This is a genomic window from Thalassotalea eurytherma, from assembly GCF_030161415.1.
Taxonomy (GTDB): domain Bacteria; phylum Pseudomonadota; class Gammaproteobacteria; order Enterobacterales; family Alteromonadaceae; genus Thalassotalea_G; species Thalassotalea_G eurytherma.
On record NZ_BSSU01000001.1, the window covers coordinates 235,598 to 253,208 of the forward strand.

Consider the following 17,611-nt stretch of genomic DNA (forward strand, 5'->3'; position numbering starts at 1 on the left):
CTCCCTATTGGCCACTTACAGCATCAACATCTGCTGGCTGTACAAGATCGCCACTACTATTACCCCAAGCATTTCGCTCATAAGTAACCACAGCTGCGATTTGTGTTTTTGTTAATGTACCTAAGAAACCTTGCATTGCTGGATTCTTGCTACTACCTTTGACCACCATTTCAATATGAGCGGTGACATCACCTGTAATGTATGGGCTGTTTATTAGTGATGGGAATGCTGGTGGCATACCTGCGCCTGTTACTTGATGACAAGCTGAACATGAAGCCATATAAACCTCCTCGCCCATCGCCATCATTTCATCCATTGAATATTGTTTGGTCAGGTCTTCAGCAGGCATTGCTTCTTTAACAGCTTCAGTAACGGCTACTGACGTACTTTCAACTGAATCGCTAGCTGATGATGAGTCTCCACCTTTTACAGCAGCAACGTCTGCCGCTTGCACAGCGTCACCGGTATTGTTGCCCCAAGCATTACGCTCATAGGTAACAACAGCAGCGATTTCTTTAGCTGATAATTGTCTACCATAGCCTTGCATACCTGTGCCAGCGATACCATTTACCACAATATCAATATGCGTATTGGCATCACCTGTGGTTGCAACAGCACTTCCTTTTAATGCTGGGAATGCTGGTGGTAAACCTTCACCATTTGGCTGGTGACAAGCAGCACAATGAGCTGTGTACGTTGACTCACCTAAGTTCATGAGTTCATCTAACGATAGCGAAGCATTCAGCGATGCTTCCTCTGCAGCTTTAGCTTGTGCGATGAGTGCTTTTTGATCTTCAACCCATTGCGCGTAATCTTCTTCAGATTTCACTTCAACAACTACTGGCATATAGCCATGATCTTTACCACATAATTCAGCACATTGGCCGCGGTAAATACCTGGTGTGTCAACAATTGTCCATGCTTCGTTAATAAAGCCTGGGTTTGCATCTTGTTTAACAGCGAATGCTGGAACCCACCATGAGTGGATAACATCGTCTGAGGTAATCAGGAAGCGTACTTTTTTATTAACTGGAATAACGAGAGGGTTATCGACTTCAAGGAGGTAGTTTTCGCTTTTTTCTGCATTAGCACCCAGACGCTCGTCATATTGCTCTTTAGGTGTGGTCAATACAGAGAAAAACTCAATGTCTTGGTCGAAGTATTTATAATGCCATTTCCATTGAGAGCCTGTTACTTGCACGGTAATGTCAGAGTTAGTGTTATCTTCCATCTTGATTAACGTTGTCGTGGCAGGTATCGCCATTGCAACTAAAATAACGATGGGGATGGCGGTCCATAGAATTTCTATTTTGGTACTTTCATGAAACGTTGCAGGTTTTACACCTTTTGATTTTCTATGAAAGAACATAGACCAAAACATCGCACCAAATACGATGATACCGATTGCCGTACATATATACATGGCTAGCATATGTAGGTCATAAACTTCCTGACTGACAGCGGTTACACCTTTGGTAAGGTTTAGCTTACTGTCTGCCCAAGCTGAACTGGAAAGCAGTGTTCCCAACAACAGCCAACCTAGGTTACGTCTTTTCACACGACATCCCTCCCTTTTTAAAAGCAAAAAAACAGCGCTCAGTTTTAAGCGTACTACTCAGATCACTGTTGCTAAGTTCTGCTCTAATTTTTATTTTTATTTAATTAACGTAATAGAATTGTTAGCGCGATTACGTTGATTTATTGTTGTAATAATGTTTATTTTTTGGGTGTTTTCTATTCTAGAATTACCTAAAAATTAACCAAGGTCTAGCGTTTTTTTTCGAAAGGAAGTAAAAAAGTTTAATAATATCAGCTGAGTAACTACTCTAATTGTTAAATGTGTGACTGGTTAAATTTTAACCGTTGTGTGGCGTGGGCTAGAGGGAATAAGCGACATAAAAAAGCCAACGTTAAACGTTGGCTAAATTTGTGAGTTCAGAAATGTACGGTTTATGAATTACATCCAATCAGCATTTCTTACAACGCCAACGGCTAATCCTTCAATATTAAATGCTTGTTGTGATAAATCGACCTTGATTGGCGCAAAATCTTCATTTTCCGCATGAAGGTAGACAATGTTGCCTTCACGTTTAAAGCGTTTAACGGTAACATCATCTTCTACTCGAGCGACAACAACTTGCCCGTTTTTGACATCTTGTGTGGTATGAACAGCGAGTAAGTCGCCATCTAAAATACCGATATCTTTCATGCTTTCGCCATCAACTCGCAGCAAGTAATCGGCATTGGGGTGAAAAAGGCTACCATCAATTTTATAGGTATCTTCAACATGCTCTTGCGCTAAAATAGGCTCACCAGCAGCAACACGGCCAATTAATGGCAAACCTTCTTCTACAATAAATTCTTCAGCTAAGCGAATACCACGTGAGGTACCAGCCAGCATTTCAATGTAGCCTTTTTTAGCGAGGGCTTTTAAGTGCTCTTCCGCGGCATTTGCTGAACGGAAACCGAAGTGTTCTGCGATTTCAGCGCGAGTTGGCGGCATTCCAGTCGCGTTTATCGTCTCTCTAATGAGATCAAAAATTTCACTTTGTCGTTTTGTTAATTCGCGCATACTAACCTGTTGTTTCGTACAGTGGTGTATTTATTGTCAGTATATCGAGCAAATTTTCAAACGCAAGAACAAATATTGATTTAAAGCATAAAGTTAAGATTGTCTAAGGTACCAGTAGCGTCTAATGTTATAGCCTGTTGACGTTCTTCTTCAGTTAAAATGTTAATAAATGGTGTCGTGCGTCTTAGTCGTCGCATTCTTTTATCGTAGTCGATTACCCCGTCGTAAAATGCTTTCGGATCGTCGAGTGCAATGTCTAATAAACTAAACCAAGTTAAGTACGCGCTATAGCTCATTCGCCCTTCTTTACGCTTCTTTTCTAATGTCGATTTCACCACATCAATTAATGCGGGTTGCGCCAATACTTTCTTTGCCATCGCCTTGTGAATAGCTAACACCTGTTTGTCGATGAAATCATCTCGGATGGTGTTTTTTGAAACTTGGTAAGGTCTCTTTCTTTTGGTTTGGTTTCGACTCATAACGAGCCCTGCTTAATAAATGCGTTACTTTAACAACACTATAGTGAGTATTTGTAGCATTAACAGCTTGATGGTAGTGAAATATGATGTGGTCAAATTACTGTGACCACATCAACTTGTTTACACGATGCAATAGGAGATTACTTAACTATTATTTTGATAATGATGGTGTTTCTGCTTCTGATAGCTCATTTGCTAAACGTTGCTCTTGATCTGCTCTTGGTTTTGCAAAACGAGCCAACCAAACATATAACACGGGTGTTAAAAAGAGAGTAAATATCACGGCGATGCCTAAACCACCAAAGACTACCCAGCCGATAGCATTTCGTGCTTCTGCGCCAGCTCCTGTTGACATAATAAGCGGTAGCCCACCTAAAACGGTCGATAATAAGGTCATCATAATTGGTCTTAGGCGCACTTTACCAGCTTCAATGATTGCTTCTTTGATGTCTGCGCCCCGATCACGCAATTGGTCAGCAAACTCCACTAGCAATATCGAGTTTTTCGCCAGTAAACCAATCAGCATGACGAGGCCTATTTGTGAGTAGATATTAATGGTTGTACCGGTAATTGATACGGCAAAGATAGCGGCCGCAATACCAAAAGGTACCGTTAACATCACTACTAATGCGCTCGTGGCGCTCTCAAATTGGGCAGCGAGCACCAGTAAAACAATTAAGAAGGCGACTAAGTAGGTCATGGTGACTTGTTGGTCTGTTTCTTGGTATGTCTTGGCTTCACCTAATAACACGAGTCCGTAGCCATTGGGTAAATGTTGACGAGCTAATTCTCGCAGGGTGCTAACCGCGTCGGCCATGGGCATGCTGTCAGGCAATTCTAAATCAACTTCAATCGCTCTGCGTTGTGCATGTCGCTCAAGCTCTGCTGCGACACCTTCTTCAGAAATATAGGCAATTGACGACAAAGAAACGAGTTCTCCATTTCGCGCTGCGACATAAAGGTTTGTTAAATCTGAAGGGTTAGCCGAATCCTTGTAAGAGGACTGTAAAATAATAGGAATGGCCTGATCACCAACATTCAAATCTGTTATATCATCACCACCGATGGCAGCGCGTAATGTTTGATTGATATCGGCAAATGGCACACCGAGTTCTTCAGCTCTATTGCGATCAATATGAACACGCATTTGAGGCTGAGTAGGTTGGTAGGAAATTCTGGGTTGACCATATTCAGGATACTGAGCTTCGATTGCTTCGCTAAAATCTTGGGCTACTTTAAAGATTTCTTCATAACTTTCACCAGTGATGGCGAACTGGAAGCCACCACCTTGGCCTCTTAAATTAAGACTGTTTGCGCCGAAGGCACGACCAGGTGCGCCTGGTATCGCGGCCAATTTAGGTCGTATCTCATTAATGATTTTCTGCTGACTATTTTCTCGTTCAGCCCAATCTTTAAGGTTTACCGTCATGAAAACGATATTTGGATCCCATTGGCCTACAACGGTGCGAATCGAGTCGATGTCCCCCAAATTCGCATAGGGCAATAAGATATCTTCCATCGCTTGTGCTTGACGATCCATATAAGAGATGCCGACACCATCTGGGCCACGAGCAAAGATACGAACACTGCCTCGATCTTCTGATGGCAATAGCTCTTTATCGACCTTCTGATAAAGCATAGTCGCAGTGCCAGCAGCTATTAAACTTAGTAGCAAGATAAGCCAGCCGTATTGAATACAAAATGACAATGCGCGCTCATAGCCATCAACAATTTTTTTACCCAATTTAGCCATGAAAACTGGTTGAGAAGCGCTAGATGCGCCGATAATTTTCGCCTTTAGTGCTGGCACTAGTGTTAAAGCAACGAAGGAGGAAATAATAACTGCCCCCGCTAATACGCCACCAAACTCTCTAAATAACTTACCAGCCGTTGAAGGAAGAAACGCTATCGGGACAAATACGGCAACCAATACGGCAGTGGTGGCGACAACGGCAAAAAAGACTTCCCGTGAACCCACAACAGCCGCTGCTTTTGCTTTAATGCCTTGAGATTTTCGTCGTTGAATATTTTCAGAGACAACAATAGCATCATCTACAATTAAGCCTGTCGCTAATACAAGCGCAAGTAAGGTTAAGATATTGATGGAAAAACCGAGCGACCACATTATCGCCAGTACACCAATTAAAGAAACGGGAATTGAAAGTGCAGGTACTAAGGTGGCTTTCCAACTACCTAAAAACAACCACAAAGTAACCACAACCAATAACACGGTATAACCGAGAGATTTAATAACTTCTTCAACAGAGCTACGGATGAACTGTGCATCATCTGAGGTCGTGTATATCTCAAGCTCAGGGAAGCGCTCTTTGAGTTCATCAACCATAGCCAAGGCTTGATCAGATATCTCGATGGTATTGGCGCTGGCCTGACGAATAACACCCAGCCCAATAACCGGCTTACCGTTGAGTCGAACAAAACTGTTGGCATCTGCCGGTCCAAAGTAAACCGTGGCAATATCACCGATGCGAGTATCTCCTTCAACAATGATGTTCTCAACTTGATCGGCTGTTACTGAGGTGGCATCTGCTCTAACTATTACTTGGTGATCTGTTGATCGCAGACTGCCGGCGGGCACATCAAATGGCGCTGAACGTAAGGCACTAGAAACGTGAGTAAATGACAAGCCAAAACTTGCTAGTCTCATTGGATCGACTACGACTCTTAATACTCTTTGGCGTTCACCATTTAGTCTGACATCCGCAACTCCTGGTATTGCCAAAAATAGTGGTGAAATATCGCGTTCAACGATTTCGGCGACCGTTTCCATGTCAAAGCGCTCACTAGCAATGGCTAAACTAATCACCGATTGAGCATCGTTATCGGCCTTAACGATAGAAAGGCGTTCTACTTCTTCTGGCAGTTGGCGCTGAACTCGACTAATCGATTCGCGCATTTCGTTAGCGGCATCTTCTAAATTAATGCCTGGTCTAAATTCAACGACAATGCGTGAAAAACCTTCTTCACTTTGCGCTCTAATTGATTTCACACCACTGACTCTCGCAGCCGCACCTTCAATTCGTCGAGTGACTTCATTATCGACGGTTTCAGGCGCTGCTCCTGGGAAGTTAGCGCGCACACTTACGATCGGACGGTCAACATCTGGCAGTTCTCGTACTTCTAAGCCTAAAATAGCCGACATGCCTGCAATAATAATGAGGATGTTAAGTACTATGATGGTGACAGGGCGACGCACCGATAGCGAAGGTAAATCATCTTTATTTTGAAATAGGTTTAACATATTAATCCTTCACCGCTAAGGCACTTGCTGCAACAACCTCAGCACCTTCTCTTAAGCGCTGAATGCCTTCAACGATCAATACGTCGTCATTAGCAAAGTCTCCTTCTACCAAGATGAAACCTCTTAATCGCTGTTTGATCGACACCGCTTTTTTAACAGCTTTGCCGTCTTTAGCTAGCCAAATATATGACCCCGTCGCTCCCCATGCTAGTGCGGCTTCAGGTACCACTGGGTAAACCGCGCCTTTAGCATTGAGTGACACTTTGAAGCTTAGTCCTGGTCGAAATAAGTCGTCACTATTGTCTAACACGGCGCGTACTTTTAAGGTTCTATTTTGCGCATCGATACGGCTATCTAATTGTGATAGAGACGCGTTAAAGGAAGCTGAACGATTGTTCCAAGGCTGCACTTCAACACTCGTGTCTTGGTCAACTAAACTATAGGCTGATTCAGGTACAGAAAAATTGATAAAGAGTTGTGCTCTATCATCGATCGTTGTTATTAACGTGGACTGATTAATTCGATCGCCGACTTCAACTTCGGTAAGCCCGACAAAACCACTAAATGGCGCGACAACTTTTCGATCGTCTAAGTCAGCTTGTGCTTCGGTTACTGCTATTTTCGCCAGATCTAATAATGCATTTGCTTCGTCTAATTCTGATTCAGTCACTGCGCCATTAACATGACTTTTGATTAGTCGATCAACGTCACGTTGCTGATCGGCTAATTCGATTTTAGCTCGTCTTAATGCTGCCAACTGACGTCTCGCATCAAGCTCAAGTAATACACTACCTTTTTCGACATAGTCTCCCGGCTGAAATGCAACTTGTGTAACACGATCGGATGTCGCTGGAAATAAACTGACAGACTTTTGTGCTTCGGCGGTACCCACTGTCTCGATGCTAACTTGAATTGGCTGAAATGACATATTTTCTAGGATAACGTTTGCAGGCGGACTTTTGCGCTCATTAGCGATACTTGAGTTGGGCAGAAATAAGATAACTGCCATAATCGTGATAAGTACTTTCATAACCTTCCTTAACAAACCCAAGTCACCAATAAACCCTTGAGTATAAAAAATAAAAACCTTTTGCCTCTTATATACTCGATTACAGCTAACAATGATTAACTATAGAACACTTATTTCGATGAAGCGCATGAAAAATACGCTGAGTAGTGACTGGCATGATCAAATGAATTATGAGTCTTTACTGACATGTGCAACTTTTATCATTCAAGCGGTATAACACGTTATTACTTGATATCACTGAGTAACTCAAAGACACTGAATTATTATCTTATTCCTTATAACGTATAGATGCTCATAAAAATGCTCTGTGAGTGAGGTATCTATGCCTTGCTAGCAGAGCACCCAAAGCCAAGAAGCTAAGATAAACGCAAACTAGATGTATAACTGAGTGAGATATTTTTTTGCACTATCTTGCCAAGTAAAGCGTGTTTGTTTTGCCTTTTCCGCGATTGCATGCCATTGCTCGGGGTGATCACTATATATATTAAGCGCTTGCTCAAGAGATGCTAGCAGGGCGTTCAACTGTAACTTAAGTGATTCACCAGTAAATGCAAAGCCATTTTCCATGTCCAATACCGTGTCTTTTAACCCGCCTACTGCATGAACTAAACAAGGTTGCCCTGCTCGCATAGCTAGCATTTGGCTAATACCGCATGGTTCAAACGAGCTAGGCATTAAGAACAAATCGCCTAAGCTATAGATTTGATTTGATAACCCCAGCGCGAAGCCATTTAAGAATAAAAAGTTATCATTAATCGCCATAACTTTCGTTAATTCTTGCTCAAGTGTTTGATCGCCACTGCCTAAGATTATCAGTCTTGCGTCTTTGCTTTTAAGCACGTCTAAGGTTTTCTGGAGTCCACCAGCACGCATGAGTAACATCTTTTGATCGGTTAATCGTCCAACACTCGTTACCAAGGGCCCTTCACTTGGCGTGTTTTGCCACCCCAGTAGACGTTGCGATGCGAGATAGTGAGCACTTTGCAGTACGCTATTTTGACCTGCCCAGCGCAGTATTTCTTTTTCTGCTACGAGATAGAAATCATCAAGGCTTGTGTCACTGTTGTATTGAACACCATATTCACAGCCATTAAGGATGCCAGATAAACGCCCTCGTGCTTGCGCATGTTGCAGGTCTGCCTCTATCCCTTCTCCACCGAAAAAGCCGAGCTCAGGCTGACTTGGCTGTATAACCTCTTGCGCATAACTAGGCGATACAACGTGAACTTTATCGCATAAATTTATAGCTGCCCGCATAGGGTTAAAGCAATGAGGGTAACGAGGATCGCAAATTACCTCGCCATTGTAACTGAGGTGTGGGAACCAAGTTTCAAAAGCAGAATCATCATCCTTAAACGGGCGTATGCCTTGCAATGCAATGTTGTGAACGGTAAATACCCGAGGGATCTGGGCGATGTCGTGATAGCAAGGCGCACTTTTCATCAGCACCGCCACACATGCTGAATGCCAGTCATGCAAGTGAATGTAATCAGGACGAGGAAGTGCTTGCTGATGAAGCGCTTCGGTTACCGCGGCGCTAAACAAAGCAAATTTAGTTGCATCACTTGCAAACGGGCGGTTATCGGGATCATTACAATACACCTGACCTTTACCGCCAATGGCAAATAAATCATGCTTTACTAACCATTGTTGGACGTTAGTTTCGCCGTTTTGCTTCGTTAATTTATAGAGGCCAACATGTTCAGATTGCCCTTTAAAAGAAACCTGAATATTGGCAACCCATTGGTGTGGCTCTCGATCAATGATTAACCCGTAGTCTGGCACGATTACGTCTAATGTTTGCTCTAGTTTTGCTAGCGCTTGTGGGATGTCGCGAATGACATCAGCTACGCCACCAACTTTCATACCGGCGATAGCATCATTCTCTGCTGCGACCATCAAAATTCGCATTGATTACCTCGTTGTAGCATATTGCTGCTGGGCATTTTAGCCCAGCTCAACCTCTAACGTTTGTTTTTTGTTTGTGTGTTGTTCTTCAAGTAATGACAACATATCTCGCGTGACCAAAACAATCCCTTTGTCCGTGATGCGAAAGCCATTGGCTTTATCCTGCTCAGGATCAACACCAATGGTCATGCCTTCAGGAATAATGCAGCTACGGTCGATAATGGCGCGTTTAATGGTACAGTTTCGCTCAATAACTACGCCGGGTAAAATCACACATTCTTGGACATCACAATACGAGTGAATGTGGACTTTAAAAAACAGCAATGAACGACGCACCGTTGAGCCTGAAATAATACAGCCACCTGAAACCATAGAGTCAACTGCCATGCCGCGACGTGTATCGTCATCGAAGACAAATTTTGCTGGTGCAAGTTGTTCCTGATAACTCCAAATTGGCCAGGTTTCATCGTAGAGATCTAAATCGGGTTCGGTAGAGACTAAATCCATATTGGCTTCCCAGAATGAATCTAAGGTACCGACATCGCGCCAATAGGGTTGACCTTGCCCTGGTGAACGAAACGGAAAGGCGTAGACTTTATGCTGTTCAATAATACGTGGAATAATATCGTTGCCAAAGTCTCGACCTGAACCTTTAATTTCGGCATCACGACGAAGTTGTTCGAATAAAAACTCTGTGTTAAATACATAGTTACCCATTGAAGCTAATGCCGTATTGGGCTTTCCTGGCACTGTATCAGGAACTTCAGGCTTTTCTTTGAATTTGGTCACGCGATTGTCTTCATCAACACTAATTACGCCAAAGCGGCCTGCTGCCTCTTCTTTTTCAACTTCAATACAACATACCGTCATATCTGCGCCACTTTCTACATGGCTGGCTATTAGACCAGCGTAGTCCATGCGATAAACATGGTCACCTGATAAAATCATCACATATTTGGGTAGTTCATGGCGAATAATGTCAATGTTCTGAAAAACGGCATCGGCGGTACCACAGTACCAATCATCACCGTAACGCTGCGATGCTGGTAAAATCTCTACTGATTCGCCGAGTTCCTTCTTAAAATGTCCCCATGCGCGATTAATATGGCGAATTAAAGAATGTGACTTGTATTGTGTGGCAATACCCACTCGGCGAATGCCTGAGTTAATACAATTTGACAACGGGAAGTCGATGATACGAAATTTACCGCCGAAATACACTGCAGGTTTAGCGCGCCAATCGGTAAGCTCTTTTAGGCGAGAGCCACGTCCGCCGGCGAGAATTATCGCGTAAGTTTGCCGAGTAAGGTTACTGATATAACGATTTTCATAGCTGGGCATAGGCACTCCTTCTTAAGCCAGACTGGGTGTAGCGTTGCACTGCAATTGCCAAATATTGGTGGCGTATTCCAAAATCGTACGATCACTGGAAAACGGCCCGCTTGCAGCGGTGTTTAAAATGCTCATTGCGGCCCAACGAGCGGAATCTTGATAACAACGGTCAACTTCATCTTGAGCATGGATGTAGCTAGCAAAATCATGGGCGGTCAGCCAAGGATCCGTTGGGCTAGTTATGGCATCGATAATTGATTGAAAGATACCGGGTTCAAATAAGTTAAAGTGGCCACTAGTAAGCAACTGCATAACTTCTTGTAGCGCTGGAGTTGCTTCGATAATACGACTAGGGTTGTGATTGCGAAATATTTCATCGAGCTCTTCACTACGCGCACCAAACAAAAAGAAATTCTCTTCACCGACAGCGTCACGAATTTCAATATTGGCACCATCTAATGTGCCAATGGTTAATGCGCCATTCATCATAAACTTCATGTTACCTGTGCCTGACGCTTCTTTACCTGCAGTGGATATTTGCTCAGATAGTTCAGTTGCCGGACAAATCGTTTCCATCGCAGTTACGTTGTAATTTGGTAAGAAGGCTACGCGAAGATAAGGCTTAGCTAATGGGTCGTTATTAATGGTGTCGGCAACATTGCTAATTAATTTGATGATTTGTTTGGCCATGTCATAGCCTGGCGCTGCTTTGCCTCCGAGTAGTATGCAACGCGGTACCATAGTGGCAGTATCGCAGTTGCGAATGCGTTCATAGCGATAAATGACGTGCAGGATATTGAGCAGTTGTCGTTTGTATTCATGAATACGTTTTACCTGCACATCGAACATCATGTTAGGGTCAAATTCGACACCGCAGCGCTCTTGCACAAGCTCAGCTAATTTAACCTTGTTGTCGAATTTAACTTGTTGCCATTGTACTTGAAGTTTTTCATCGTCAGCGTAATTGGCGAGCTTTTGGATTTGCGAGAAATCGTTTACCCATTGTTCGCCAATCGTGCGGGTTATAAGGTCTGACAATGCAGGATTACAATGATGTAGCCAACGACGTGGCGTCACACCATTGGTTTTGTTATTAAACTTTTGCGGCGACAATTGATAAAAGTCGTTAAACAAGCCATTCGTCAGTAATTTAGTGTGTAAGGCCGCAACCCCATTAACAGAATAACTGCCGATAATAGCCAAGTAAGCCATACGAATTTGAGGCTCATCGCCCTCTTCGATAATTGACATTTGGCGGGTTTTGTCGACATCACCAGGCCAACGTTGTGCAACTTGTAGAAGAAAACGGGCGTTAATTTCGTAAATAATTTCTAATAATCGCGGTAATAGGCGCTCAAATAAGCGCACTGACCACTTCTCTAATGCTTCTGGCAGCAAGGTATGATTGGTATAGGCCATTGTTGTGCTCGTGATTGACCAGGCTTTATCCCAACTCAAACCGTGTTCGTCGATTAACAGGCGCATTAATTCAGCAACCGCAATACTTGGATGCGTATCGTTTAATTGAAATACATGCTGATCAGTAAAGCCGATAAAATCTTGACCATGACTTTCAATCCATTGCGCTAAAATGTCTTGCAGACTTGCTGAGCTAAGGAAGTATTGCTGACGTAAACGTAGCTCCTTTCCGCTCTCGCTTGCGTCATTTGGATACAGCACCATGGTTATCTGTTCTGCGAGGTTTTTCTTGGCGACTGCCTCGGAATAACTACCGGCATTAAATTCACTTAAATCAAATTCGTCGGTCGCTTCAGATTTCCATAAGCGCAAAGTATTTACTATGTCGTTGTTATAGCCGGGAACCGGTATATCAAAAGGTACCGCTAAGACGTCTTGCGTGTTAACCCAACGACGATGCTGACGACCCTTGAGATCTTCGTGTACTTCAACATGACCAAAAAATTTGACGCGACGTGAGTAATCTGGCGCCTTGGTTTCCCACGGACATTCTTCCCTAAGCCAGTTGTCTGGTTGCTCCACCTGATAACCGTTATCGATTTCTTGATTGAACATACCGTATTCATAGCGTATGCCATATCCTGTAACGGGAAGACCTAAGGTTGCACAGCTATCGAGAAAACAGGCCGCAAGTCGTCCTAAACCGCCATTACCTAAGCCGGCGTCATGTTCGGCTTGTTCGACATCTTCTAACGCTGTGCAAAACTCGTTGAGTGCACAGCGCACCTTGTCCTCTAAATCGAGGTTTAAGATCGCGTTATTGAGGGAGCGCCCCATCAAGAATTCCAGCGACAAATAGGCAACTTGCTTACGGTTGTGCTTTTCATTTTTGAGTCGCGTTTCTCGGCAACGAGCAATTAAGCGATCGCGAATGGTTAAGGCTAAGGCGTGATAAAGGTACAAGCGAGATTCACCAACTTTGTCCCTACCCAGGGTGTAATAAAAGTGACGAGTTAAATCATCATGCAAGGTGTGCTCATCGATGGTTGGCCCTTCGTACCATTGCGTGGTGTGGCAAACATTAGGCGCAGCTTGCTGTTCGTTAATTTCCGGCTTATTAGACGTTGTCTTAGTCACGTGATAGCTCCTGTCGCGGTTTTGGCTCGTTAGCCGTGGTTAAAATCCAACTGCTTTGCGGACTCAGAAATAAGCTTCCTGAAATGTATTGAAATTCATCACAATTGACATTGGCATCAGTGGTTAATAATAGGCGCCACTGTCTCTTAGTATTTGCCTGACAAATTGGTAACTCTACCTTGTGGTTGGTGCATCCTGAATTGAAGAGGCACAAGATTGGCGTTTCAAGCCCTGTAATGAGATAGCCAATATAACGATTGCTATGACTGCCCCAGTTTTCCTTGCTCATGGCTTGGCCATCGGAATTTAGCCAGGTGATGGTATAAGGTGTATTGTCTTTGTGTATAAAGCGCGACAGGCGTAGGCCTGGAAACTGTTGTCTTATTTGAGATAACTGATTAATAAAGTCACAGAGGTTATTGTCGCTATTTTGATACTTTTCCCACCTCAGCCAGTTGATTTCATTGTCTTGGCAGTACGCATTATTGTTGCCACCTTGGCTTTGAGAAAACTCATCACCACTGCGCAGCATAGGAACGCCTTGTGCTAAAAATAGTGAAGTGAGGAGGTTTTTTTGTTGGCGTAGGCGCCTAGCTAAGATGTCTGGATCTCGGGTTTCTCCTTCGACGCCGTAATTGGCTGAGAAGTTATCACTGTGACCATCGCGATTGTCTTCACCATTTGCCTGATTGTGCTTGTTTTGATAGCTCACTAGGTCACGTAGAGAAAAGCCGTCGTGGCTGGTAATAAAGTTAACACTGGAGTGGGGGCCTCGACCGTTATGTTCAAACATATCGCTAGAGCCGTGTATGCGTCTGGCGAATTCTGGTAAGACACCATGATCACCGCGCCAGAAGCGACGCATAATATCGCGGTATCGATCGTTCCACTCACTCCATGGTGGTGGAAAATTGCCAAGTTGGTAGCCACCTGGGCCAATATCCCAAGGCTCGGCAATCAATTTCACTTGGCTTAAAATCGGGTCTTGTAAAATGGCACGAAAAAACCCGCTATTACTTGAAAAACCGTCAGGGTTGCGAGCTAGTATCGCAGCAAGATCAAAACGAAAGCCGTCGACACCCATCGTCTCTACCCAAAATCGTAAGCTATCCATGACCAATTGTAGGCAGCGAGGATGATTCAAATCTAAGGTATTGCCACAACCTGTATCGTTGATGTAGTGACGAGGTTGTTGGTGTTGGAGCTTGTAATAGCTGACATTATCTATGCCGCGCAATGACAATGTGGGGCCAAGACGGTTACCTTCAGCAGTGTGGTTGTAGACAACGTCTATAATGACTTCGATATTATGCTGATGTAAAACTCGCACCATATGTTGAAATTCACCGACGTCTTCGCTACTTAGGTAGTCGCTATGAGGGGCGAAAAAGCTCAAGGAGTTGTAGCCCCAATAATTTACTAAGCGCTTTTCTTCTAAGAAATGCTCATTGATAAAATAATGCACCGGTAACAACTCGACTGTAGTTACCCCTAAACGCGTTAAGTGGTCGATAAAAGCAGGGTGACATAGTCCCAAAAATCGACCGCGCATGGGCGTAGGAATTTCTGGGTGTAATCGTGTAGCTCCTTTGACATGGCACTCGTATATAACCGTATCAGCCCAAGGAATATCTGGATGTTGAGTGTTTGCTTGGGCAAGGGCGATAACACGACTTTTCGGCATGTCGAGCGCATTATCACGGCTGTCTTTGGCCAAATCTTCATCATCACTTTGCATATCGTAGGCATAATGACGTTCTGACCACTGAAATTGACCAAAAATACTTTTACCGTATGGGTCGAGTAACAGTTTATTTGGGTTAAACCTTAATCCTTGATCTGGTTGATACGGTCCATGAACACGATATCCGTAGAGTTGCCCTGGTTGGCAACCCTCCAAAAAACAATGCCAAACTTGATGGTTACAATGAGGCATTGCTATACGCGCGACTTCTGTGTGTCCACTATCGTCAAACAGGCATAGCTCTACTTTCTGCGCATGAGCGGAAAATATCGCAAAGTTAACACCATTACTTTTCGGTGTTGAACCTAATGGGTACGGCGTCCCTGTTTGTAAGATGAACGTTGAGGTCATGGCCGCACCTTAAACGCAAACATCATGGTGGCTAACGGAGGAATGTCAGTCATGATTGATTGTGCTTGGCCATGGCATTGCTCAGTTTCGGTTTCGACGTAGTCGGTTAGACCAACACCTGAGCCGCCATAACGAGCATTGTCGGTATTGATGAGCTGGTGATAACGACCTGCTGAAGGCACGCCAATGCGATAACATTGATAGGTGGCAGGGGTCATGTTGGCAAGTATTAAAACACCACAAGTGCGTTCTTTGTTGTAACGTATAAAACTGAAAATAGATTGCTCTGCATTGCCCTCGTCTATCCAGTCAAAGCCTAGTGGACTGTTATCGTATTGATAAAGCGCTGGCTGAGATACATAGGTGTAATTCAAGTCGCGAATAAGATTCTGTAGACCTTGATGAGGTTCGTATTGTAGGAGGTGCCAGTCAAGACTGTGATCGTGATCCCATTCTTTCCACTGGCCAAATTCGCCACCCATGAACAGGAGCTTTTTGCCCGGGTGTCCCCACATAAATCCGTAATACGCACGCAGGTTAGCAAATTTTTGCCAATCGTCTCCGGGCATTTTGTTTAATAGTGAGCCTTTACCGTGAACGACTTCATCATGGCTCAGCGGTAAAATGTAGTTTTCTGAAAAAGCATATACCATGGAGAATGTCATCTCGCCGTGATAATGATTGCGGTAAAGCGGGTCGCGATGCATGTATTGCAGGCTATCGTTCATCCAGCCCATATTCCATTTAAAGCCAAAACCCAATCCACCGCCGTCGACAAACCCTGTTACGCCTGGCCATGCAGTCGACTCTTCGGCAACCATCATGATGCCAGGGTTGTCGCGATAACAATCTTGGTTAATTTGTTGAATAAGAGAAATCGCGTCTAAATTTTCACGGCCACCATGCTCGTTAGCGATCCATTCTCCCTCGTCGCGGCTATAGTCGAGATATAACATAGAGGCCACAGCGTCGACCCGTAAACCATCTACGCCATATTGTTGAAACCAAACATTGGCGCTCGAGTGCAAGTATGAGCGGACTTCTTCGCGCCCGTAGTTATAGATCAGTGTATTCCAGTCAGGATGAAAGCCTTGTCGTTTATCCGCATGTTCAAATAAATGCGTACCGTCGAATCGAGCTAAGCCATGAGGGTCTGATGGAAAATGGCCAGGTACCCAATCTATCAATACGCCAATCCCTGCTTGTTGAAACTGTGCCACTAAGTAGGCGAAATCTTCTGGTGTGCCAAATCGACTCGTTGGTGCAAACATTCCTACCGGTTGGTAGCCCCATGAGCCATTGAAAGGAAATTCACTAATTGGCATAAATTGCACATGTGTAAAGCCTAAATCACTGACGTAAGGTACTAATTGTTCTGCTAATTGTTGGTAACTTAAAAACGCTTTGCCATCATCACCTTGTCTTTTCCAAGAGCCCAGATGAACCTCGTAAATACTGATTGGCGCATCGACCGCGTTTCTTGTATTACGTTTGTCTTGCCAAGATTTAGGCATTCTATGTGGCATGCAATGATGCAGTATAGATGCGGTATCTGGTGGGTTTTGCATAAAATTCGCATAGGGGTCTGCCTTTTCTATGCGTTCACCTGTCATGGCGACGATGTGGTATTTGTAACGAACACCTGATGTGAGTTCTGGAATGAATATGTCCCAAATACCGCTTGCTGGGTGTTTGCGCATGATATGTCGGCTTGGATTCCAATGATTATCATCGCTAATCAAAGATACCGATTTTGCATTTGGCGCCCATAGTGAAAAACGCGCACCATGAATACCATCTACCTCATCAAAGTGCCCGCCTAAATGGCGATAAGCTTGGCTTTGTTTACCTTGATTGAATAAGAAACAAAAGTCTTCATCAAGCAAACTATTAAATCGATAAGGATCTTCAATAACGATTGTTGTTAACGGATAGCAGACCTTTAATTGATAGTCGTTTTGGTCATTGTGATTAGGGATATCAGCGATAAATAAATCGCTATTATTGATACGCTGAGCGACATAGTCAGTGTCTGTTGTGGTCACGATAACCGATTCAGCACCAGGCAAAAATAAACGAATTTGCATGCGCTCATCAACACAGTGAGGACCTAAAAATCCAAAGATGTCTTCAAAACACGCGGCATTTAATGCGTCTATTTCATCTTGATACTGTGTGAGCGGGGGGATCTTCCTAAGCCTTGTTATAGTAACCTCCACGACGCCAATTTATAGCGTCAAGCTCGGTGTCGCATTCGATAAGTTGCAACGTTCGATAAACAAAATAATAGGGTTGTGAATATCATTGTCGCGGGCGATAAGAAACGCCTAACGAGTATGCTAATTATCTCAACTAACCTAACCAATTTTGTTGTTGAGTC

At 43.8% G+C, this 17,611-nt stretch carries 10 protein-coding genes; all 10 read right to left on the reverse strand.

Annotated features, from left to right (window positions below; translation table 11 throughout):
- Positions 1-4: 4 nt before the first annotated feature.
- The 10 genes from coxB to glgB all read right to left on the reverse strand — a co-directional run bounded on the left by coxB (position 5) and on the right by glgB (position 17,450).
- On the reverse strand, positions 5-1,558 hold the full coding sequence (coxB, locus tag QQK02_RS01060) for a cytochrome c oxidase subunit II (RefSeq protein ID WP_284206078.1): 1,554 nt from the start codon (positions 1,556-1,558) through the stop codon (positions 5-7).
- 399 nt (positions 1,559-1,957) lie between these two features.
- Positions 1,958-2,572 carry a transcriptional repressor LexA gene (gene lexA, locus QQK02_RS01065; protein WP_284206079.1) on the reverse strand — a complete coding sequence of 205 codons (615 nt, stop codon included), beginning with the start codon at positions 2,570-2,572 and terminating at the stop codon, positions 1,958-1,960.
- An 80-nt stretch (positions 2,573-2,652) separates the two neighbouring features.
- A complete protein-coding gene (locus tag QQK02_RS01070) occupies positions 2,653-3,051 on the reverse strand; it encodes a hypothetical protein (protein WP_284206080.1) in 399 nt (132 codons plus the stop codon).
- Positions 3,052-3,202: 151 nt separating this feature from the next.
- Entirely contained in the window at positions 3,203-6,310 is a 3,108-nt protein-coding gene (locus QQK02_RS01075) for an efflux RND transporter permease subunit (protein WP_284206081.1), read from the reverse strand.
- 1 nt (position 6,311) lies between these two features.
- The gene (locus tag QQK02_RS01080) at positions 6,312-7,340 is read right to left on the reverse strand and encodes an efflux RND transporter periplasmic adaptor subunit (RefSeq protein WP_284206082.1); all 1,029 of its coding nucleotides are present in this window, start codon (positions 7,338-7,340) and stop codon (positions 6,312-6,314) included.
- A gap of 372 nt (positions 7,341-7,712) precedes the next feature.
- Entirely contained in the window at positions 7,713-9,251 is a 1,539-nt protein-coding gene (locus tag QQK02_RS01085) for a glycogen synthase (protein ID WP_284206083.1), read from the reverse strand.
- A 36-nt stretch (positions 9,252-9,287) separates the two neighbouring features.
- On the reverse strand, positions 9,288-10,589 hold the full coding sequence (gene glgC, locus QQK02_RS01090) for a glucose-1-phosphate adenylyltransferase (protein ID WP_284206084.1): 1,302 nt from the start codon (positions 10,587-10,589) through the stop codon (positions 9,288-9,290).
- A 12-nt stretch (positions 10,590-10,601) separates the two neighbouring features.
- Positions 10,602-13,136, reverse strand: a complete 2,535-nt coding sequence (locus QQK02_RS01095) for a glycogen/starch/alpha-glucan phosphorylase (RefSeq protein WP_407704991.1) — start codon at positions 13,134-13,136, stop codon at positions 10,602-10,604.
- Entirely contained in the window at positions 13,129-15,231 is a 2,103-nt protein-coding gene (glgX, locus tag QQK02_RS01100; protein WP_284206085.1) for a glycogen debranching protein GlgX, read from the reverse strand. The genes QQK02_RS01095 and glgX overlap by 8 nt, the downstream gene beginning before the upstream one ends.
- Entirely contained in the window at positions 15,228-17,450 is a 2,223-nt protein-coding gene (glgB, locus tag QQK02_RS01105; protein WP_284206086.1) for a 1,4-alpha-glucan branching protein GlgB, read from the reverse strand. The genes glgX and glgB overlap by 4 nt, the downstream gene beginning before the upstream one ends.
- Positions 17,451-17,611: the final 161 nt, after the last annotated feature.

Coding starts and splice junctions, on each gene's coding strand:
- lexA (WP_284206079.1), bottom strand. CDS start 2,572: ATGCGCGAATTAACAAAACGACAAAGTGAAATTTTTGATCTCATTAGA.
- QQK02_RS01070 (WP_284206080.1), bottom strand. CDS start 3,051: ATGAGTCGAAACCAAACCAAAAGAAAGAGACCTTACCAAGTTTCAAAA.
- QQK02_RS01075 (WP_284206081.1), bottom strand. CDS start 6,310: ATGTTAAACCTATTTCAAAATAAAGATGATTTACCTTCGCTATCGGTG.
- QQK02_RS01080 (WP_284206082.1), bottom strand. CDS start 7,340: ATGAAAGTACTTATCACGATTATGGCAGTTATCTTATTTCTGCCCAAC.
- QQK02_RS01085 (WP_284206083.1), bottom strand. CDS start 9,251: ATGCGAATTTTGATGGTCGCAGCAGAGAATGATGCTATCGCCGGTATG.
- glgC (WP_284206084.1), bottom strand. CDS start 10,589: ATGCCCAGCTATGAAAATCGTTATATCAGTAACCTTACTCGGCAAACT.
- glgX (WP_284206085.1), bottom strand. CDS start 15,231: ATGACCTCAACGTTCATCTTACAAACAGGGACGCCGTACCCATTAGGT.